The 22,224-nt window shown below is 45.3% G+C and carries 20 protein-coding genes and 1 pseudogene; 18 read left to right on the forward strand and 3 right to left on the reverse strand.

The window, feature by feature from the left end:
* Positions 1–249: 249 nt before the first annotated feature.
* The 3 genes and pseudogenes from PAENI_RS32615 to PAENI_RS32625 all read right to left on the reverse strand — a co-directional run bounded on the left by PAENI_RS32615 (position 250) and on the right by PAENI_RS32625 (position 2,795).
* Entirely contained in the window at positions 250–966 is a 717-nt protein-coding gene (locus tag PAENI_RS32615) for a galactose-binding domain-containing protein (protein WP_262495612.1), read from the reverse strand.
* A pseudogene (locus PAENI_RS32620) lies at positions 943–2,091 on the reverse strand (family 8 glycosyl hydrolase); the annotation flags it as partial. The pseudogene PAENI_RS32620 and the gene PAENI_RS32615, both read right to left, overlap by 24 nt.
* 572 nt (positions 2,092–2,663) lie before the next feature.
* Positions 2,664–2,795: a hypothetical protein gene (locus tag PAENI_RS32625; protein ID WP_262495608.1), complete on the reverse strand. Its 132-nt coding sequence runs from the start codon at positions 2,793–2,795 to the stop codon at positions 2,664–2,666.
* A gap of 249 nt (positions 2,796–3,044) precedes the next feature.
* Here PAENI_RS32625 and PAENI_RS14345 point away from each other — a divergent pair, with 249 nt between their 5' ends.
* From PAENI_RS14345 to PAENI_RS14425, 18 genes are all read left to right on the forward strand, one after another.
* Positions 3,045–3,344, forward strand: a complete 300-nt coding sequence (locus PAENI_RS14345; protein WP_149645753.1) for a hypothetical protein — start codon at positions 3,045–3,047, stop codon at positions 3,342–3,344.
* Complete coding sequence (locus PAENI_RS14350) at positions 3,338–5,218, forward strand: peptidoglycan D,D-transpeptidase FtsI family protein (RefSeq protein WP_149645754.1); 1,881 nt, start codon at positions 3,338–3,340, stop codon at positions 5,216–5,218. The genes PAENI_RS14345 and PAENI_RS14350 overlap by 7 nt, the downstream gene beginning before the upstream one ends.
* Positions 5,219–5,468: 250 nt before the next feature.
* The gene (locus tag PAENI_RS14355) at positions 5,469–6,146 is read left to right on the forward strand and encodes a response regulator transcription factor (protein WP_149645755.1); all 678 of its coding nucleotides are present in this window, start codon (positions 5,469–5,471) and stop codon (positions 6,144–6,146) included.
* Entirely contained in the window at positions 6,143–7,150 is a 1,008-nt protein-coding gene (locus PAENI_RS14360; RefSeq protein WP_149645756.1) for a sensor histidine kinase, read from the forward strand. Before PAENI_RS14355 ends, PAENI_RS14360 begins: the two co-directional genes overlap by 4 nt.
* Positions 7,151–7,233: 83 nt before the next feature.
* Complete coding sequence (locus tag PAENI_RS14365; RefSeq protein ID WP_486187764.1) at positions 7,234–7,956, forward strand: ABC transporter ATP-binding protein; 723 nt, start codon at positions 7,234–7,236, stop codon at positions 7,954–7,956.
* Entirely contained in the window at positions 7,953–8,726 is a 774-nt protein-coding gene (locus PAENI_RS14370; RefSeq protein ID WP_149645758.1) for an ABC transporter permease, read from the forward strand. Before PAENI_RS14365 ends, PAENI_RS14370 begins: the two co-directional genes overlap by 4 nt.
* Positions 8,723–9,484: an ABC transporter permease gene (locus PAENI_RS14375; protein ID WP_149645759.1), complete on the forward strand. Its 762-nt coding sequence runs from the start codon at positions 8,723–8,725 to the stop codon at positions 9,482–9,484. The genes PAENI_RS14370 and PAENI_RS14375 overlap by 4 nt, the downstream gene beginning before the upstream one ends.
* A gap of 152 nt (positions 9,485–9,636) precedes the next feature.
* Entirely contained in the window at positions 9,637–10,212 is a 576-nt protein-coding gene (locus tag PAENI_RS14380; RefSeq protein ID WP_149645760.1) for a CPBP family intramembrane glutamic endopeptidase, read from the forward strand.
* A 465-nt stretch (positions 10,213–10,677) separates the two neighbouring features.
* Positions 10,678–11,604: a VanZ family protein gene (locus tag PAENI_RS14385; protein ID WP_149645761.1), complete on the forward strand. Its 927-nt coding sequence runs from the start codon at positions 10,678–10,680 to the stop codon at positions 11,602–11,604.
* Between the two features lie 620 nt (positions 11,605–12,224).
* Positions 12,225–12,392, forward strand: coding sequence for a hypothetical protein (locus PAENI_RS31830; RefSeq protein ID WP_188114572.1), 168 nt, complete (start codon positions 12,225–12,227; stop codon positions 12,390–12,392).
* A gap of 85 nt (positions 12,393–12,477) precedes the next feature.
* Positions 12,478–12,687, forward strand: a complete 210-nt coding sequence (locus tag PAENI_RS14390; RefSeq protein WP_149645762.1) for a hypothetical protein — start codon at positions 12,478–12,480, stop codon at positions 12,685–12,687.
* The gene (locus PAENI_RS14395; RefSeq protein ID WP_149645763.1) at positions 12,684–13,394 is read left to right on the forward strand and encodes a metallophosphoesterase family protein; all 711 of its coding nucleotides are present in this window, start codon (positions 12,684–12,686) and stop codon (positions 13,392–13,394) included. The genes PAENI_RS14390 and PAENI_RS14395 overlap by 4 nt, the downstream gene beginning before the upstream one ends.
* Before the next feature lie 282 nt (positions 13,395–13,676).
* Complete coding sequence (locus PAENI_RS14400) at positions 13,677–14,858, forward strand: polysaccharide lyase 6 family protein (protein ID WP_149645764.1); 1,182 nt, start codon at positions 13,677–13,679, stop codon at positions 14,856–14,858.
* 21 nt (positions 14,859–14,879) lie between these two features.
* On the forward strand, positions 14,880–17,234 hold the full coding sequence (locus PAENI_RS14405; RefSeq protein WP_149645765.1) for an AraC family transcriptional regulator: 2,355 nt from the start codon (positions 14,880–14,882) through the stop codon (positions 17,232–17,234).
* Positions 17,235–17,407: 173 nt separating this feature from the next.
* A complete protein-coding gene (locus PAENI_RS14410) occupies positions 17,408–19,078 on the forward strand; it encodes a type 2 periplasmic-binding domain-containing protein (protein ID WP_149645766.1) in 1,671 nt (556 codons plus the stop codon).
* 103 nt (positions 19,079–19,181) lie between these two features.
* Positions 19,182–20,135, forward strand: coding sequence for an ABC transporter permease (locus PAENI_RS14415; RefSeq protein WP_149645767.1), 954 nt, complete (start codon positions 19,182–19,184; stop codon positions 20,133–20,135).
* A 12-nt stretch (positions 20,136–20,147) separates the two neighbouring features.
* Positions 20,148–21,023 (forward strand): carbohydrate ABC transporter permease, encoded by an 876-nt coding sequence (locus tag PAENI_RS14420; protein WP_042188472.1) that lies wholly within the window; start codon positions 20,148–20,150, stop codon positions 21,021–21,023.
* A gap of 21 nt (positions 21,024–21,044) precedes the next feature.
* On the forward strand, positions 21,045–22,175 hold the full coding sequence (locus tag PAENI_RS14425) for a glycoside hydrolase family 88 protein (RefSeq protein ID WP_149645768.1): 1,131 nt from the start codon (positions 21,045–21,047) through the stop codon (positions 22,173–22,175).
* Positions 22,176–22,224: the final 49 nt, after the last annotated feature.

Here is a 22,224-nt window from a genome sequence, read left to right on the forward strand (position 1 = left end):
ATGATCAAAAAATCTTGATGATAACTGAAGTGCACCCCTTAGAATAGATATTGGATAAACCCCCTGGTGTGTCCGATGAAATTCTAGGGGGTGCATTTTTATGGCGATTAAAGGGTAGAAGTTTAAGACATACTCAAATGAGATCAAAAAAGAGGCCATTCGTTTACTAACGAACCCCCCGAGAAGTTACATTCTGCTCTTTTAGACAAACAAATCCTGACAGATTCATATCCGCCAGGATTTGTTCAATTAAGAGCTGTAAACCTCAAAATCGAATATCGAATATCCGTATACTGTCCCTCTAGCAGTACAGAGCACTCTGACGTAACGTCCGCTATTTGCGGTAAATGTAATATCGTCAATAGAACCATTACCGGTCGTTGTTACGTAAGTATCCGTCCATGTTGTTGCATCGTTAGACACCTGAACTTTGTAGCCTTTAGCGTAAGCGTCTTCCCAATTCAACTTGACGCGGTTTACGCTTTGGGTTGCGCCCAGATCGACGTAAATCCATTCATTGTTGCTTCCTTCGATGCTCGCCCAACGGGTAGTAGAGTTGCCGTCTGTTGCCTTGGAAGCTTCAAATCCTACACCTTCGATAGAACTGGCTACCGCTGTCTTGCCCAGCGCAAGGTTGATACCGGCAGCAGGAGTTGAACTTGTAGTTGCTGATGCGGTATTACTGTTAGCAGACAGGTTGCCTGCGGCATCGACAGCTTTTACCATATAGCTGTAAGCTGTCGATGCGGTAAGTCCGGTATCGCTGAAGGATGTGTCTGTAGGCGCTCCTACTTCCACGCCGCCACGGAACACCCGGTAGCCTGTTACACCGACATTATCGGTAGAAGCAGTCCAACTCAGATTAATTTGGCTGCTTGAAGCTGCTGTTGCGGTCAGATTCGTTGGATCCGAGGGAGCTTGAGTATCCGCTGCACTGTAGGTAGGCTTCCACCAGTTCCCCGAGATGAACAGTAGGTTCAGCATGTTAAAGGAGTCGCTGAAGTAACTTTCTTTTTTGTTCTTCATCCAGTCCCATCCTGCATTGACCCAAGCTTGATGCGTGTTTGTAGTCGTCGCTGCGGAGATAAAAGGCGCTACGAATACCGCTGTCGCATAAGTACCGCGATTCGAACCGTTCAGTTGGTAACCGTCCTTCACATTGTTCGGATTGTTGCCTGTTTTTCCTTTGATCCATACTACCATTTTATTAGCGATATCCTTACCACGGGTGTCTCCGTACAAGGCGTAATCCATTACGATACGAAGTGGTACACGGCTTGCATTGTAGTTGTATTCATTTGTTTCAGGGAACTCTTCCAAATAGTTTTGGGGGGCCGGCTTAGGCGGGTTGCCTACCACAAAGTCCGAAATCAGACCTGTGCTAGACGAATAAGCTGCTGTAAATTGGCTGTATACGTTATACAGATTGTTGATGACATTTAGCCAAGTTGAATCTCCAGTAACTTCATTGAAAGCCCGTAGATGACTGAGCATCCAGTCGGAGGGACGCGTATTCAAGGCGCTCTTCGTATCCCAGTCACCAAGGTTCAGCCTGTTGTTAGTTGTCACATTGCTAAGCTTAATAGCGCCAATCATCTTTTTGGCTTCAGCCAAATAATTGATCGTTCCAGTCGAGCCCCATTGGCGATCAGCTAGAATAAGGGAGTAAGCGATATCGAGGTCCCCATCTGTTGCTGAACCGAAGTGCCCTTGAGCCCCAGTACTATCTGCTATTACCCATCCCATCAGGTTCGGATTATTAGAGCTCTTGAACGCTCTAGCCGTTTTGAACAAACCGTCATAGATTGTTCTGGAATTCGTATCGTATCCAGCCATTAGCACGGTAATAACCATACCGTATCCTTGGCCTTCCGATGTGCCGAGAGGATCGAAGCCGTCCGCTTCGCCAGTAATATCACCTTTTACATAGTACCCTCCGGGCAGCGAGGACAAGTTGTTTTTAAGATAAGTAGCCTTCCAATAGTCATAGTAGGAAGATACAGAACTGTTCATCGAGGATTGACTGACGTGGTTTGGTTTAATGATACCCGGATAGCTGACTTGTTGAGGAAACGGTTTCAATTCACCCGCTCCATGAGCTTTCTGTTGAAGCGGTGCAGGGGCGGCTAATGTCGCTAGAAGCATAACCGCCGAAAGCATGACAAGTAACATCACTTTCATTGTGCCTGAGGTCGATTTCAATGAGTACACAAAAATTCCTCCTTTAGTGATGGTTAGTTTAATTAACGTCAATGAATCCTCCTTCCCTTTAGACTGATCTCCAAAGTAAAACGCTTAACAATAAGTGCTATTCGTGCTCTTAAAGTTTAAGCGCTTTAACTTTAGGGCGGAAGTGACATTTTACATATATGCTGAAGAGATTTGAAGGTACGCGCTTCAGTAGGAAATCATCGCATCTTCAACGTCACTTTTCACCTACAGGTTACAAATCACCAGCCAAACAGTATTCCTTTATTCACACAAATGTAACACAACTATTTTCGCCGTGTCTAGGTGTTTTAAAATAAATTAAAAAGTAATGTTCATAAAATAAAAGCGTTTACACTAAATAGATTATAGTAAACAACATGGTCATTCTGGATTAGATGGCACGAGGAACATTCTGGAATCATCCAAAAAGAAAAAGAAATATTCATACGGTTTCATAGCATAGTCAGAAAAATGAGCATCAGTCCATCGGTGAACAGACTGGCGCCGGATACGATCAGGACATCAATAGACGCTGTTAATCTCTTGGCATAAATGGCGGTAATTGAAAAGATAAAAGCCGCCACAATTTTAAATCCTTCACCCTTGAAGGAAAGGAATAACTCTAGCAGATTACTCTGGAATTTGAGCTGATTACATCGATAAAGCCGAGCAGGCAGCCGTTGAATTTATTTTTGCTCAACCTCATACTGGCTCAGCGCTCCTTATCTGAATGACCGCATACAGTGAAATGGAGAATTCACAAAGATGTTCCAATTGTCTATTACATGTAGCCTAAGTTCCCGAAATAGCGTAGTGACAAAGGATTCACAAAAATGGTTGTTTTTACCTTGTTATACATTGTACAATGTGTAACGAGCCTGGTGTTCATTATGGTGATCATTTATCAAACTAATAAAAAACCTGGCATTACCTATGCCTACAATAATGAGCCTTACTGGGACAAGGAAAAACAGCAATCCCGTGCCAAGGTTGTTCAGCTAGCCATGGATATGGGATATCAGGAGGCGAATGCCGACGATACCATTCATATCAGCGAACAAAACGCGGTGACTATTAACGAGCGATTTGCCGAAAATTGCAATATATATGTTTGTGGGGTTTGCTTATGGTGAAGAGAATAAAACTTCGTACGCTGTTTATAGGAGGGTGTATTACCCTCTTTTTTCTTGTTTTGCTCGGCAGAGTGTTCTGGATTCAGGTGCTGGATCGTGATTTCTGGCAAACCAAGGCCGCAAAGCAATGGGCCCATACTTCGGTGTTTAAAGCGGTGCGTGGCACGATCGAGGACCGCAACGGCAGGATGCTGGCTAGCGATGTGCCGGCCTACACGGTAGTGGTCAATCCGGAAGCGATTACCGCTCTCAGTATCGGGGAAGAAGTTATCACCGGCCTACATGAACTGCTCGGCAAGCCTGAGGATGAGCTTAAGGCGCTCGTGGAAGCCAAAGACGAGAACGGAAAGTATCTGAAGAACCGGGAGATCCGTAATGAAGGCTGGAAGATAGACCAGGAGCTGCGCGACAAGGTCAACGAGTTCATTGAGAAACTGAAGGATGAACATGACACTCTGGAGACTGGCGTTGGCCTGATTAGGGAGCAGAAGCGCTATTATCCGCAACAAACACTGGCCGCACATATATTGGGTTATACGGACCGCGATGGCAATGCGGTGATGGGGTTCGAAAAGTATTTTGACAAGCAGCTTAAGGGCGCGGATGGTAAGCTATTCTACCAGAGCGACGCCAAAGGCATCAAGCTGCCTGACTCGGAGGACACTTACCAGCCGGAGGTCAATGGAAGTACTTTCAAGCTGACGATTGATAGCACAATCCAGTATTATATCGAGCAGGCAATGCAGAAGGCCTATGAAGAATATAAACCCAAGAGTATTACGGTAATTGCCGCGGATCCCAGCACCATGGAGATATTGGGGCTAGCGAATATGCCGACCTTTAACCCGAATGAGTTCTGGAAATATGCCTCTGATCCAGGGGTATTCTTCAACCATGCCATCAAAACAAGATTTGAACCAGGCTCCACGTTCAAAATTGTACCTCTTGCCGGAGCGGTGGAGGAGAATTTGTTCGATTCGGACGCAACCTTCATGTCCGGTTCTATCCGCATCAAGGGGTACGGCAAGCCGCTGTATGACCAGAAGAGAAGCGGTTATGGCGAAATCTCCTTCCTGGAAGGCGTGAAGCGGTCAAGTAACGTGGCCTTCGTCAAGCTTGGCTATGAAATGCTCGGTCCGGAAAGGCTGCTGCAATACGTGGATGATTTCGGATTTAACGATCTTACAGGTATTGACCTGCCGGGCGAAATCAGCGGAATCGTCAATCCGACTCCGAATAATGCTTCAGAGAACGCGACGATTGCATTCGGGCACGGCAAAGTGCTTGTTACTCCGATTCAGCAGCTTACCGCCATCTCGGCCATCGCCAACGGCGGAAAACTGATGGTGCCGCACGTGGTCAAGGCGACCACCGATCCGAATACCGGCAAGACTACCGTAACCCAGCCCCAGGTGGTACGTCAGGTTATTTCCGAGGAAAGCGCCAGGGAAACAAGCAGCTATCTGGAGCAGGTCGTTGCAGACCTGGTCCATGGAACTGGCCGCCATGCATACATTGAAGGCTATAGTGTAGCAGGTAAGACCGGTACGGCGATTAAACCTGACGGTAAGGGAGGGTATGACCGCGATAAGGTGCACTCGTCCTTTCTCGGATACGCACCGGCTAATAATCCGAAGATTGTGGTTTATGTCGGCATTGACGAGCCTGCTAATGCTGCTGGCGGTGGTGCTGCGGCGGGGCCGGTGTTTAAAGAGATCGTATCCGAAGCATTGTCATATATGGGTGTGCCAAAAGTTACATCGGGCGATGGAGGCAGTGTCTCCATATCCGTCAAGAATGCACCTTCCGCGCAGCGCTCCGCACCCGATCTGACCGAAAAAAATGATGCAGGCGGCCAGAAAATTGCTGATTGATTAGGGCTTTTATTTTGAAACGGTCGGAGGCTCAATATCTGGACTATGGATTGGTGTCGGTGAACAATAACATAGTCCCATTAGAATCCGCGCCTGGCGCGGTTTTTCTGTTTTATGGGATCAAGTTCTTGTCCTTTGCTTAAGACAAGAACTTGATCCCACTGCCGATTTCATGAGCATCTAAACAAATATTTTTTAGATTGTGTTAATCTGTCTAATAGTGAATTCAATTTAGAGCGAGGGATGTTACTTGAAAAGAAACGTATTATACATTGAAGATAATGAGAAAATAGGCAGCTTTCTAAAAGAAGAATTGGAACAGCGGGGATTTTCAGTTCAGTGGCTGCTTTCTGGTGAAGGCGCTGAAAAAGAAGTAAATCAGCATGAAATCGTTATTTTGGATATCATGTTACCCGGTTTAGACGGATTTACAGTGGGGAAACGATTAAAAAAGGCAGCTCCTGCTGTTCCTATTTTGCTGTTAACAGCTCGAACATCGATAGATGATAAGGTAGAAGGTTTACAATTTGCTGATGACTATCTAACGAAACCATTCCATACGGATGAATTAGTTGCAAGATTAGAAGTACTAATCCGTCGAAATGGCGGAACGCATTCCGATCGCATTTCATTAGGAAATTATATTGAAGTAGATTCAGAAGGCCAAATGGTATTTGACAAACGCACAGGAGAAGAAATTATATTAACAGGGAAGCAACATCATATTTTAATGTACTTCTTACGCCACCCTAATCAAGTTTTACCAAAAGAACAAATCTATGAAGCCATCTGGGAAGAAACATATATAACTGGCGATAAAACACTAATGGTACATATCCATCGACTGCGTCAAAAGTTGGAACGTCATCCAGATTCCCCAGAGATTATTGAAACGTTGAAGGGAATAGGCTATCGGGTGAAACTATGAAACAGACTAAATCATTATTTCGTCATTTTCTAAAAGGACATTTTCTATTTATCTTTTTACCTCCAATTATACTTATTTTCTTATCTGCGTTCATTGAATCTCCTATTAATGGAGAAGAGCTGAATGCGTTAAATCTATTTTACGTTGTACTACTTTTGTTTGGTTTTATTATTGTCGCATTTGTTGTAATATCTTGGATTTTCTTCTTAAGACTTCGTAAACGTCTCACCCGCTTACAGGAGGCCATGTCATTTTCAGCTAATCATAACTCATTTCCTAGACCAATATCTGTTCAAAGTGATCGTATGGATGAAATAGACCAGTTAGGCAATTCTTTTAATTGGATGATTCAGCAGCTTGAAGACAGCCGCAAGCGAGAACATGAAGAGGAATTGTTACGACATCGACTCATAGCGAATTTATCTCACGACTTACGAACGCCACTTACCATTTTGAGAGGACATGTCACCCGATTAAATAAAGAATCAATGAGTCTAGAAGGACAAAATTCATTAACAGAAATGAATAATACGATTACAAGAGTGGGGGATCTAATGGATGATTTACTTTCCTATACATTGCTTACATCAGGGAAACATCCTTTTAGGCCCACTTCAACAGATATTGGACGTTTAGTAAGAGCATCTGTTGCTGCGTGGTATCCTGTATTTGAAGAAAAAGAAATCCAGATCGAGGTTGATTTACCGACAGAGGCTACTTTTTATTGGGAAGCAGATCCTAAATGGATGACACGGGTTCTGGATAATTTATTTCAGAATATTCTTCGTCATGCAGCAGAGGGGAAATATGTAAATATTGTGGTTGATGTAGAAAAAGAACAAATCATTGTTGCAGACAGAGGTCCAGGTATGGATAACTCTTCCTATGAGCGTGGGGCGGGGATTGGTTTATCGACTTCAAATTATATGTTGAAAAAAATGAAGCTGAAAGCTGATTTTACATCAAATGATAGTGGCACAAGAGTAGCTATCGGAAGATCTTAACCTAAAGTTAACCCAGAAGTAAACAGCATGATAACCGAGATGTAACTTTGCTTCTTTATAATTAGAACCATAACAGAAAGGAAGTGTTATGGTTGCTTACAATTAATAACTTAGTCAAACATCGCGGAACTAGGGAAATCTTATCAGGTATCAGTTTTAAAGCTAGACCAGGTAGAGTAACTGGTTTTTTAGGTCCAAATGGGGCAGGTAAAAGTTCTACACTTCGCATCCTGCTTGGATTAGACCGCGCTACCTCAGGGAGTGCACTCATTAATGGAAAGCCATTCGCAGAAATACATAATCCTCTAGTAACAGTAGGTGCCGCACTTGATGGCTTTGGAGCTCATCGTATGCGAACAGGACGGGCACACTTGCGTTGGATTGCACGTTCTGCAGGATTGTCTAACTCACGTGTCGAGGAAGTTTTGGAAATAGTAGGTCTAACTAATGCAGCCGGGAAAAGAGTTGGGCAGTTTTCTCTTGGTATGGGGAGAAGACTTGGAATAGCAGCTGCGCTACTCGGTGATCCAAAAATATTGATTTTAGATGAACCCGTAAATGGGCTCGACCCAGAAGGAATTCGGTGGATTCGGACATTTTTACGTGAACGTGCTGAATCTGGAAATACGGTGTTATTATCCAGTCATCTAATGGGAGAGCTTGCAGAGACGGTTGATGATGTGGTGATTATTAAGCATGGAACCATCGTTGCAGATGGAACATTGGAAGAAGTAATAGGTAACCATTCCACACTGGAGGAAGCCTTTTTTGCCCTGACATCTGAAAATACAGGTGATGTTGTATGAGAGCATTTAACGCGGAACTATCTAAATTGTTCTCCTTACCGGGTATTTGGCTTGCTTTTCTCATTGGAGCGTTTGCACCAGCGCTTATTGCTGCCTTGGACAGCATAGCACAAAAAGAGGAGATTATAGCTGGAGTTAGCACACGGCTATCGGAAGTTGGCTATATCGGGTTAGCTCTTGGTGTGCAAGGCGTTATTATTCTTGGTGTGCTTGCTGTCAGCAGTGAGTATTTGACAGAGAGCAGTGAATCTGGTAGAGGACTACAGATAACAACGAGTTTAACTGTTATTTCATCCCGGTTTCATTTTTTACTGGCAAAAGCAGGTGCTGTGACTGTGATCAGCATACTGCTTTGTATTGTTGCTATTATGACAACTGTGTCAGCAACGCATCTTATTCTTGGTGAATATGCCCCCGCATTTGAATGGTCCAGACTTATCGGTGCAGTTTGTTACTGGACATTCACTGCTCTTTTAGCACTTGGAATTACTTTTCTAACTAAGAATGGCATCCTCCCGCTTGCTGTGCTCATAATAAATTCATCCGTTGTATCATTTAGTGTCCTGTTGTATAGGGTTACAAAGTTGGCGTTTTACTTACCAGATAGGGCTGGCGCTGAAATGTTTATGTTTACGGACAACACGTCCACAGGTACTTTATTCGACGGGTTTCACACCCCCTTCACAGGCGGTTTAGTCATGTTTGCCTGGGTAGTCGTTTTTTTCATTGTTGCAGCTGTTGTATTCCATAGGAGGGATGTTGCAGCATGAGTGTCTCATCTAGTAGAAAGTTAACACAAATCCTTGGTGCTGAACTGGATAAATTAGTTACATTACCATTGATATGGTTCACTCTTATGGGTACATTCATTCTAAATTTAGTTTTAGCCGCAGCTTTTACTTCTGTTGGTGTACAAGGGGCAACAGGTACGCAAAATATATTGAATATAGGACTTGCTTCTATGGGATATCTTCAAGCAGGGTTCATTATTCTTGGAATCTTAGCTACTTGTTCGGAGTATACTGGTGGACAGATTCGAACTACTTTAATTACGATACCTTGGCGTGGGTTTCAATTATCCACGAAGCATTTGGCATTGGCGATTATAACCATTCCTGTGGCGTTTATTATTGCTGCATCTGGTGTACTCTATACTTTTATTATGATGAGAGACACAACAGTAGTGATAGACACAATGATAACAACATTAATAGGTGCAACGGGCTATCTAACATTAACCACACTTCTCAGTGCAGCTGTAGGTGCTTTATTAAGACGAACCACTCCTGCTTTAGTGGTACTGCTTGGTTATTATTTCATTGTCAGTCCATTGACGAGGATTTTTCTACCTAGTAATAAAAATTTTTTAAATTATTTTCCGGATACGGCAGGATCTTATATGTATATGCCGTCTTCCTCTGATGAAATAAGTGTCCTTACACCAATGCAAGGGACAGGTATTTCAATGTTATGGACACTGAGCTTTATTACAGTAGCTATTGTATTTTACCGTAAACGAGATGCCTAGTTTTTTTAAATAATTATATCTTATTCAACTAACGGGGCAGGATTGTCGAAGAAGTAAAGGAGGAGTATCTGATAGAATTCAAAGTAAATAAAAATTATATTTGGGTATATTTCATAATATTTTACGCCCTATGGTGTATCAGAGAATTATGGTTGGTTCAATATTTAGATTTGATGGAACCCGTTCCAAGAGCTATAACATCAGCCACTATTAAAATAGTTATTTGGGTCATTCCTGTTATTTTATTAGTTATAATTATGGAAAAAAGTAAACCATTTTCCTATTTACAGTTACATCATAACTTTAGAAAAAGTCTAAAATGGACAGGTTGGGTATCCTTAGCCTTGATATTATACTATTTTGTAATAAATCTTATCGTTTTAAATAATAATATCGATTTTCAAATAGGATTTAACGGATGGCTTAATACTATTCTATTGGTTGGTATTACTGAGGAAATTGTCTTTAGAGGTTTTTTATTAAGAAAACTTATGGATTCTTTTAGATTCTGGATAGCAAATACAGTTACAGCTTTACTCTTTGTATCGATTCATTTTCCTATTTGGTTTTATAAAGGTCTGTTTGAATTCCCTTATATTCTAAGTTCCATATTAACAGTTTATGTGTTGAGTATTATATTTGGGTTTGTATATAAGAAAAGTAATTCTCTTTGGTCAGTAATTATTATTCATTCTTTGTATAATTTATTAGTGTTGCTCTTCTACTAGCGGGTGCTTTAGTTGAATAAGACTATACTACGACGATGATTAAACATAGATTCGGATTAAATTCTTAAAAAGGACAATTAGAAAAAGGCTGATCTTTTATTTGTTAAAGATCAGCCTTTTTTGTATGCAGAGAAAGAAGAGATATAGAGGTAATCGGACTATATTCTTGTCATCAGACAACAATAGTCGAGGGACAAAAACATGGTCCCAATTACGCTTTATAAGAAAAGAATGCTAGAGAGGGTAGGATTAACATTGGTCTTTCGATGGCTCACAGCATTAAACCAAGAAAGATGGAGGTATTCATGTCCAGAGTGGGATGAATAAAGGCATGATTTCGGATTCAATTTTACAAACAAATCATTTAATAAGCGTTTAAGTGACTAAAATGTCACTTCAATGTCACTTTAATGTCATTTTGGGAAGATATACTAAACCCATCGATGAATTATTAAAGGAGATATTATGGAAGTGAAATTACGGAAACTCCTCTTTGTAGGAACAATTTTGTACACGCTGTTGATATTATATTTTATGTTTTTTGCTTTCAGTAGATTAGATCATTGGAACAGCGATTATGGATACACATTTATACTTGTTCCAGAAGGAGTTCCACTTCGATTTCCAAAACTAACTTTTTCATGGGTATTCAACTTTGGAAACATTGCTGCCTTTATCCCTTTTGGAGTAGTAATTCCTCTGTTGTATCGTTCCAGTTTTGGGAAGTTCATATCCTTTTTTGTCTTGACGATTCTCGTTCTGGAAACGATGCAGGCTTTAACTCATCTTGGCAGCTTTGATGTAGATGATGTTATATCCAATACATTAGGTGCAGCGATAGGATTTATCGCCTATAAAGTTGGATGTTCTTCACAAATTTCTTATAAAAAGCTTATTGCTTCAGCCCTATCTATTGGTGTTCTTCTTGTTGGAGTAATCGTGATCTCGGAAACCATCAATTATGTTGTAGCGAAAAGAGAAAGCCCAATTCAAGCATTACACGATGTGAAAGAAATGAATGGAACCATGCCTATGACTGAAAATCTTCCAAGTTTCACCGTAGCAGGCAAGAAAATAGAACCCAAAATGAACGTGTATTACAGTGAAGGGGATAAAAGAAAATCATACACCTACATCTTGGGGAACAAAAAAGATGTGACGTTCTATTCTTATTTTGGCATTCCAGACAAGGGAGATTCCAAGGGAGAACTCACTATATTGGTAGATGGAAACCAAAGAGTTCATTATCAGTACAATGAACAATATAATAATGGAGCAGAACCTTTAAATATACCATTTTATGACAAGGTGAACGAAATTACGATTATCGTTTCCGGGAACGCTAAACTATGGGACGTTGGATTCAGTGAAATGAAGCATTGGTGGGAGTGAAGAACAAACACGCAACATATAGAAACCGCGATAATCGCGGCACGGCTGTCAAGAAGTCTCGACAGCTTTTTTTATATCATAACCATTTAATACAGTACCGCGTTAATGTTGCCGAATGATTGTCCAATACGTTTCGTTGCGTCCGCTCGTGACACGTCCCGGACCACCTAAGAGTATGAGAATACACCAAGCTGGACGCGATTCAGGGCTAAGCGTATATTTTCGTTAAAATGTTGGCGGGTCCCCAACTATACTACAAAATTGGCTTCAAGCAATATATGACCAGGGCAAGAAACATAATAATTAAAATAAACATAGGGAGTTGCGAAAATGAAATCTTGCTAAAACATCTAAGGTCGGATGTCGTTTTGTTTATTTCTCCAAATGAAAAGGATCATGTTGTTGATACTTTTGTTTTAAGAACATTGAATGCTGTATATAAAAATAGCTCCAAAGATGTTTCTATGCATATTCGTGAGATGTGAGTGACTTTTTTAAGATTTGATGTTCATTCCAAAAATTGGAGATAAGAAGTTAGAATATTTGAGGGCGATTTTAGCTTTTGACGATTTATCAAGGTTTCATCTTTTTATATAAAGGAGGGAGAGTGCACTCGACAAATGGGAGAACACTTAAATCCGAATGTCGGAGTGTTTGCTGCTGTCTTCGGGAGACAGCATTCCGCATTTGCCGGGGGTGAACCGATTGAACATGGAATTAAAAAACGAAGAGAACAGCCTGATACGCAATGTCCACAGCCTGAATATTGTCCGAAGGCTACCGATTGACGGGAATGATCAAATAGGGTTACACGCATGTTCCGTTACGGCCAATTCGTCGCAACCAGCCTCCAATTATGTCCCGGCTAATGTTGTGGACGGCGTCCTAGCGCCGCAGTGGTTTGCGGACAGTGCAGACACCCCCGACTGGGAAAGGCAGGCTGTTTCCTTGGCGTCTGCCGCCGGAATCATTGAGGTGCGACTGCCGCGGGACCATTTCATGCCAGGCGATACAGCTACGTGGGCGGATGTGGTGACGGTACTGCTGAGAATGTTGAATCTTAAGGAGTTGAATCGATTATGAAAGCTTTAATTATTTCGGATATTCACAGCAACGTCAAAACGCTGGAATCGATCCGCAAAGCAGAATCCGACTGTGACGTGATTTATTGCGCGGGAGATCTTGTAGACTACGGGCCTTTCCCGCGGGAAGTTATCGAATGGGTGCATAAGAACGATGCGAATTGTGTGCGCGGCAACCATGACGACATTATTATCGACCTGTACCGAAACGGCAATAGCGGTCACGATGTGGCGGAGGATGAGATCAAGTGGGCGCATTACAATGCAAGGCTGCTCGGCGAAGCGGAAATTTCCTTCCTCGAAAGCATACCGGTCTACCGCACATTCGAGATGGACGGCTATAGCTATACAATGCAGCATCTGTACGAAAACTATTTGACGATTGATAGCTTGCCCAAGTACGATGCTTTCTGGGCGGAACGCAACGTCAGGACAATTGAGGCCAAAGAATATCGCCGCATTATTTTCGGACATACGCATCGCAGATGCATTCATTATTTGAGTGACGACAGTTTGTGGCTGAATCCGGGAAGCGTGTCCTACCGCCGTCGCGACGATCCATCGAAAGAAGCGCACTATTTTACGATTACCGATGGCAAAATAGCGATGAAAAGTCTTGTCTATGACCGCACGCCTTTGCTCGAAGCGGCACAAAAGTTGCTGTTGAAAGAAGAAGAGATGAAGGTTGCGTACTTCTTTTTCGGGTAAGCGGGCGGCAGAGCAGGCAACAACAATGGGGACGTATCCACGATTTGGTGTCGGGATACGTCCTTTCTCATTTATTGTACACCGGCAGGTTGCGATTTACAGCTTGCAAGGCGGTAATTCCCGCTCATTTTGCGCCTCAGTTTACATTTTTATGATTGCTTCATTTTTTTACACTATGGCATGGGAAACGTATCTTTCATACTAGAGGTTGTGAAGTTGCGGATATGATCCTGAAGAGGCTGCGGTTCATATCCGTCTATTCTATAGGAAGCAGGTGGGAAAATGACTACTATTTATTGGGTATCGAGTAGCGACGAGTTGGCGGCAGCCATTGGCCGGGCAGAACCTGGTTCTTCGATCTTGTTGGCAGACGGCGTTTACGAACGGAATGAAGATTATATTATTGAAGGCAAAGTAGGATCGGACACCACAATATTAAGCATTCGCGCTGTAAATAAAGGAAAAGCGATAATCGCTGGAGAATCAAGTATACGCATCTTGAACTCTGCTTATGTAGAGGTATGGGGACTGCATTTCCTGGTCGAGCAGCGCGAATCTATCATTCTGGACGGTTCGCGGCATGTGAGGATTGCACGGAATAGATTTGAGCCGCGACAGGTTGGAGCGGAGTATAGCCTGCTGTCTGTGCTGGGAAGCGGCAGCGGCTGGAACCGGATCGAACGCAACGAGTTCGGGCCAAAAGCCGACCTCGGGCCGCTCGTTATTTTTGATGGCGACGGTGAACAAATCTCGCAGCATGATGTCATTGAATATAATTATTTTCATCATATAGGCCCGCGTGTCGTCAATGGGCTTGAAGCGATCCGGCTCGGCCTGTCCGGCATCTCTCTCTCGAACGGCTATATTACCATTCAACACAACCTGTTTGAAAATTGCGACGGAGAGCCCGAGATTATTTCGGTAAAAAGCTGCTATAATACAGTTCGGTACAACACGTTCCTTAACTCCGCCGGCCAAGTGACAGCGCGTCACGGACATGGAAATCGCTTTCATAATAATGTATTTATCGGCGATGGCGTGAAGGAAGAAATGGGCGGATTTCGCATTTACGGCAACGACCATCACATTTTTGATAACTATATGGAAAACTTGACGTTGGATGCGCTGCTCATTGACGGCGGCAACTACGATGGCGGATCAGACGGCTATCCCGAGGCGCCGACGCAGGAGGAACTGAGGAAACATTGGCGCGTCTATCGAGCCAGTGTAGTGAATAATACGATTGTCAATTGTCGTCACGGCATTACGCTCGGCAAGCGGATTCCTTATGCGCCGGAGCAATGTGTAATCGCTTACAATCGAATATGCGGCAAGGAGCAGCCGGCCATCTATGAATATCGGCCGTCTCCGGCGGTTTGTATTAACAATCATAAAGCGGATGTCGCGGATATTCGTTGTCCGGCTATTCTGACAAGAATTGACGTCGGTCCCGATTCCGACTAAAGCTAACATGGAGGAGAACCTATGGCCCAAACTCGAAACCGGTGGACAATCTATCTGAAGCAGCTCCGGCATAAAAATCGCAGCGTATACATGACCTGGATGCTTTCCTACGTCTCGGTGCTGCTCGTGCCCATTCTGATCAGCGGCGTTATATACGGCGCGACGCTGAACGTTGTAAAGGCTGAAATTAACCGTGCCAACCAATCTATTCTTCTTCAGATGGAGCAAGCCATAGATAGCCAGTTCAAAGGAATCGAGAATCTAAGCCTCGAGGTGAGCCTCAACAGGCGAATCGCAGCATTTATCTCGGCCGATACCAATCTGTCTGATTCGGACCACTACGATATATACCAAATCGCTAATGATTTGCGCGTATACGAAATCGCTAACGATTATCTTGAAGGTATTTATATTTACTACAAAAATAGCGATACGGTCATCGCCCGCAACAACCGTATGAACATCGAAGCGTTATACGACCATATTCGCCTTGAAGAGCATATGCCGTTCCAGTCGTTACGAGAATATTTTGACCAAGGGTACATTAAAGGCTACCACTCCGTTGTTGTGTCTGAAGAGAATGAGTGGCGGCCTACGGTCATGTATGCCCAAAATGTGAACTCGACAATCATGAATCAACCTGGAGCTGTCTTGCTGTTCATGATTGACCGCAGTAAGCTGCTAGAGCAAGCTTCGGCGCCTGAGAAAGGTACGATCTTTATTCTGGATGAAGACAACCGGTTCATTGCGTCTACGGGCGAGTCGCTGTCGGAACCTGCTCTATTATACAGCGATATGTCGAAAGAATCGGGACAACTTGAGATCGAGACTGCCGGTCGCCGGCTTGTTGCATCCTACACAACCTCATCCATTACGGGATGGAAATATGTGATGACGCTGCCGGCGAACGTATATCACCAGAAGATGAACGTGGTAGAGCAATTGACGATCGCCAGCATCTTGCTTTGCCTTATTGTTGGCGGTGGCGTGACGTATTGGCTCCTCAAACGGAACTACCTGCCGATCCATGCCCTGATCCAGAGCTTGTCGTTCAAGGCGGGTTTTACCTTTGATCGCGGCTCCAATGAATACTCCTTTCTGGAGCAGGCGCTGAGCAGCACCTTCCATGAGAAGGAGGAGCTTCATTACAAGCTGAATCAGCATAACAATACACTCAGATCGCACTTTTTGCAGCGGCTGCTGAAGGGGCAACTCGACAGCCATATCCCGTTGCACGAATCGTTCTCAGCCTATGATCTGCGTTTCCCGCTGGGCGGATTCTCTGTTATTTTGCTGCGCATCGAGCACTTCGGCAAGTTCCATCGGAAGGATGAGGATCAGGTCCATAATAAGCGGTTGCTGCAATTCCTGATCGCCAACGTGGTCGAGGAGGTCGCGCGAAAGTCAGTAAACGCCTATGCGGTAGAGCTGGACCAGGAGTTGCTCGCCTGCATCGTCAACCATCAGCTTGCATCGCCGACGGAACAGCGGGGGGAGCTGGGGCACATCGCGGAAGAAACGATGTCGTTCATCTCCAATCATGCCCATGTCCAGTTGACCGCTGCCATCAGCGCACAACAGGAGGGCGAATATGGCATCTTCCAGGCGTTTCAGGAAGCGATTGAGGCGATGGAATACCGTATCATTGCAGGCAGCGGGGGCATTATTCATTATGGGGACCTGAGCGGCAACGACAACCTAGGGGCTGCTCCAGGTGGTTATTTTTATCCGCTCAAGGCCGAGCAGCAATTGATCGTTATGATTCGCGAAGGGCAGCTTGATAAGGCGAAAGCCTTCGTCGGGGAGATCATTCAGAAAAATGTGACGACGGAGCCGTTTCCTTTTCATACTGCCAAATGTCTCATGTTCGATCTAATGGCTACGCTGCAAAAAGTAATCGGCGAAATCCGCATCGCGGGCAAGCCGGATATGCCTGACGGAGTGCGCGCCATCGAACGCCTGATGCAATGCCAGACGGTAGGGGAGATGCGCAGCCAGCTTTACGATATGCTAGAGCTTCTGTGCGGCTACGTTAATAACAACCGCGAATACTGCAGCAATCCGCTAATCGATAAGGTCATGAAATATGTCAACGAGTATTACCAGGACGAGAACCTGAACATTTCGATGATCGGGGAAGCCTTCTCCATGACGCCGTCGTATGTTTCCAAACTGTTCAAGGAACTTGCCGGCGAATCTCTGCTCGATTATATTAACAAGACCCGGCTGGTGCAGGCCAAATTGCTGCTTATCGGCGGGAAATATACGGTCAGCGAAATATCGCTGAAGGTTGGTTACAACGATGTGAATACCTTCCACCGCATATTCAAAAAATTTGAAGGAATAACGCCCGGGCGCTACAGGGAAGTCAAGTAGCTCTAGGGCTTTTCTTTTCAAGAAAAAGTAGCAAACATACGGTTTTGTTACCCTCATTTTTGAGAAATTGCAGTATATTTTAGGTTTTAACGATAGCTTGCGGCACCGGATTAACGATATGTTGAAAGCGTATTCACACCAACTTATTCGAGACGAAAAGAACGGAGGGCACAATGGCGAAAAATCGCAACGTCAAGACTCATAAGAGGCTGCAGCTCACACTGGGGATCGCAATGGTACTTTCATTGTTGTTAACCGCATGCTCCAGTAATGGGGGCTCTGGAAACAAGGATAAGACAGAGCCGACTCAAAGCGCCGTCAGCAATAAGGGCGGCGATGGCGTAAGCAAAGGCAACGAGGGATCGGATATGCCGGTGTATCCGCTGGATACGAAAGATACTTTCTCATACTGGGCTCCAATCAACGGAAACCTGATTACATTTACAACGAATCTGGCGGAAGCGCCGATCGGGAAGGCGATTGCAGAAGCTACCGGCGTGAAAGTGAACTACATCCATCCGACCGAAAGTCAAGCTGAAGAGCAGTTTAATTTGTTGCTGGCTTCCAGCAAGCTGCCGGATGTGCTGGAGTACGACTGGAGTATTTATCCGGGTGGACCGGAAAAGGCGATTTCAGACGGGGTTATCGTACCGCTAAACGATTTGATCGACCAATATGCGCCTAACCTGAAGAAGATGCTGGAAGCTAATCCAGAGCTGGATAAAATGGTGAAAACCGACAGTGGCCAATATTACGTCTTCCCGATGGTGCGAAACGAGGAAGGATTAGTCTTCCGCGGACCAATGCTGCGCAAAGATTGGTTGGATGAGCTAGGTCTGCAATTGCCTGTAACGATAGACGATTGGCATAAGGTTCTGACTGCGTTCAAAGAGAAAAAAGGCGCCGTAGCACCGCTGACGGCGCTATACGCGAACAAAATGAATTTGCAGGACGCGTTCTTCGACGCATACAAAACGTCGCACGGCTTCTATATTGACGACCAAGGCAAAGTTAAATACGGTCCGTTAGATCCGCAATACAAGGATGTTATGACGCTGTTCCGCCAGTGGTATTCCGAAGGGCTGATTGATAAAGACTTCCCGATCGTCGAGCGCGACACACTGGATAAACGGCTTCTGAACGGCGAGTCCGGCGCGACTGTGTTCCTGCTGGGCGGCGGCATGGGCAAATGGCTGGAGTCCGGAAAAGCCCAAAATCCGGCTTTTGATCTTGTAGCGGCTCCTTATCCGGTATTGAAAGCAGGCGAAAAACCGTTCACCGGACAGCGCGATTTCAAATATAACCCGAAAGCAAGCGCGGCCGTGACGACATCGGCAAAAGACCTGGAAACGATCGTAAAATGGCTGGACTTCGCATTTAGCGAGCAAGGAACCATGATGTACAACTTTGGCGTTGAAGGCGAAAGCTACACGATGGACAACGGCGTTCCGAAATTTACCGATATGATCGTAAAAAACGATAAGTACACTTCACAGCAGATGTTGGCGCAGTATACGGTTCCAAACGGTCCATTTCCGATGCATGAGCAAAAAACGACCAACACATTCCCACAACAGGACGAGGCGGTCCAGATTTGGTCGGAGACCGATGCGGCGAAACATATTTTGCCCGCGTTCATTACGCCTACTGTAGATGAGAGCAAGAAGGTAGCGCAGACGATGACGGCAATCAACACGTATCTGGAAGAAATGTTCATCAAATTTGTAATGGGCAACGAGCCGCTCGACAAGTTCGACAGCTTTGTGAAGCAGCTGGAAGATATGGGGATTCGTGATGTAATCGACATCTATCAAGGCGCTTTGGATCGCTACAACAACAGATAACTCCATGTATCGTCCCACGGCTGGCTGCAGGCTGCCGTGGGGTAAGGGAATGGTGCAGCCATCCCCTGCCGATAATGCTGGATTTGGATAGGAGGAGTAGGAGATGGCTCAATTGAAGCTGGGACGCAGCAAAGTCACGCATACCGGTCGTCTGCCGCTTAATATTGCGAAAGACATGGTTAAGAACAAGTATTTGTACATGATGCTTACTCCTGTTTTGTTATATTTCATTATTTTTCATTATTTCCCGATGTACGGTTCGATTATTGCGTTCAAGGATTTTAACCCCCGGCTTGGAATCGGGGGCAGCGCGTGGGTAGGACTTGAGCATTTCAAAGACTTTTTTGGCGGGATGTATTTTTGGCGGGTGTTAAAAAACACTCTGATGATTAGCTTGTACGATCTCATTTTCGGTTTTCCCGCTCCGCTTATTCTCGCCTTGTTGCTTAATGAGGTGAAAAATGCACTGTTCAAGCGTTCGGTACAGACGATTACTTATTTGCCGCATTTTATTTCGCTTGTCATTATTTGCGGCATGATCAAAGATTTTACGAGCAGTGACGGCGTCATCAACGATATTATCGCATTTTTCGGTGGTGAGCGGGTTACGATGCTGCTGGAGCCGTCTTTTTTCCGGACAATCTTCGTTTCGTCGAATATATGGCAGCATATAGGCTGGGGTACAATTATTTATTTGGCCGCGCTGTCTGCGATCGATCTCGAGCAATATGAAGCTTGCAAGATCGACGGGGGTGGACGCTGGAAGCAGATGCTTCATATTACTCTACCCGGTCTGCTTCCCGTTTTCGTTATATTGCTCATCCTGAACATTGGCCGAATTATGAGCGTTGGCTTCGAGAAGGTTATTCTGTTGTACAACCCGACCACTTATGTGACAGGGGATGTCATTTCCTCGTATGTGTACCGGATCGGGCTTCAAGATTTTCAATTCAGTTTCAGCTCCGCTGTCGGATTGTTCAACTCCGTGATTAACTTCGCGCTTGTTATCGGCTCCAACTGGATAAGCCGGAAGTTGAACAATACGGGTTTGTGGTAGAGGAGGGTTCGCATGCGAGTAAGCTTGGGTGAACATATATTCCGGGTTTGCAATACGTTGTTTTTGTCCGCGCTCATGATTGTAACAGTGTACCCAATTCTATACGTGGCATTTGCTTCATTCAGCGAACCAGCGCTGATGATGGCGCATAAGGGCATTCTTTGGAAGCCGCTGGGCTTCTCGCTTGAAACATATGAGGCGGTATTCAGCAACCCGATGATCCTGCTCGGCTACCGCAACACATTATTTATTGTCATTGTAGGCGTGGCTCTCAATTTGCTGCTTACTTCTTTTGCCGCATACGCCTTGTCCAGAAAAACATTGCAATATCGCAAGCAGCTTACGTTGTTTATCGTATTTACCATGTTTTTCAGCGGTGGATTAATTCCGTTCTACTTGCTGGTCAGAGGGTTGGGCATTACGGACACACTGTGGGCGCTGATCCTGCCTACCGCAATAAGCGCATTTAACCTCATTATCATGCGAACATCGTTCGAGGCAGTGCCGGATGCACTGGAAGAGTCGGCCAAGATCGACGGCGCCAACGACTTTGGCATTCTGTTCCGCATCTTCCTGCCGCTATGCAAGCCCGTGCTTGCAGTGGTAGGCCTGTATTACGGAGTAAGCCACTGGAACTCCTGGTTTAACGCCATGATCTTCCTTCAGGATCGGTCGCTGTATCCGTTGCAGTTGATCCTGCGAGAAATTTTGATTATTGGCGAGGCAAACTCCATGGCGGAAGGAGCCTCCCAGGATGAGATCATCATATTGGGCGAGACATTGAAATACGCCACGATTATGGTAGCAACCCTTCCGATTTTTCTGGTCTATCCGCTATTGCAAAAATATTTCGTGAAAGGCGCCTTGATCGGTGCCATTAAAGGTTAGGAGAAGGGGTGGAATTCAGAGATGAGCAATGAAAATGTGAAACTGAAACCATCCGAGCTGTCGGCTTGGTGGGATAAAGTGAAGATTAAAGTTGATCATATGATCGAAGCAGGCTGGACAGAAGCGCCGCATGTTTCGGCGGCGGGAAAATATGACCAGATCAAAGTGGATCAGTGGATTTCAGGCTTCTGGCCGGGCATTCTGTGGATTCTGTACGATATGACCGGCGAGCAACGTTATCGGGAGGAGGCGGAGCCTTGGGACGAACGCATGGAGCAATGTTACTTGCGGGACAACCACTTCCACCACGATGTTGGCTTTCAGTTCCTGCCGACATCGGTTATCCGCTACAAGCTGACCGGCGACCCGGACGCTAGGCGGCGCGGGCTGTTCGCCGCCAACTATCTGGCGGGCAGGTACAACCCGGCAGGACAGTTCATTCGAGCCTGGCCCCGCAACCAGACAGGTTGGTCGATCATCGATTCGATGATGAATTTGCCGCTTCTGTTCTGGGCGAGTGAAGAAAGCGATGATCCGCGCTTCAAGCATATTGCGGTCGCCCATGCAGATATGGTGCTTCGCTCATTCATCCGAGGCGACGGCTCGGTGCATCATATCGTTATCTTCGATCCGGAGACGGGCGAAGTGGAGCGTTATGACGGCGGACAGGGCTTCGCACCGCAATCGTCCTGGTCGCGGGGCCAAGCTTGGGCACTCTACGGGATGAGCTGCGCTTACCGCTTTACGGGAGAAGCACGTTACTTGAATGCGGCGAAGGGGGTGGCGCATTATTTCATCAGCGCGTTGGCGGAAGACGATGTGCCGCATTGGGATTTCCGTGCGGCGACCGACTTGACGGACGAGCCGCGCGACACCTCAGCGGCGAGCTGCGCAGCATCTGGCTTGATCGATATCGCGTCGCAGGTGGCTCCTGAGGAAGCCGCTTTATATCAGCGCGCGGCCACGCGCATTCTTCGCTCGCTGTCGAACAACTACAGTGCGCTCGACAAGCCGGAGTATGAAGGCATCCTGCTCGGCGCAACCGGTCATAAGCCAGTCAATACCAACATCAACGTATCGCTGATTTACGGCGATTACTATTATATCGAAGCTTTGGCGAAGAGCAAAGGCTGGAGCCAGCATGTTTTTTAAGCGGGATCAAAGGCCGTAATCACGAAGCCGGGAGGACAGGAAGCTCCTC

The organism is Paenibacillus sp. B2(2019), from assembly GCF_008370385.1.
Taxonomy (GTDB): Bacteria; Bacillota; Bacilli; order Paenibacillales; family Paenibacillaceae; genus Paenibacillus_AQ.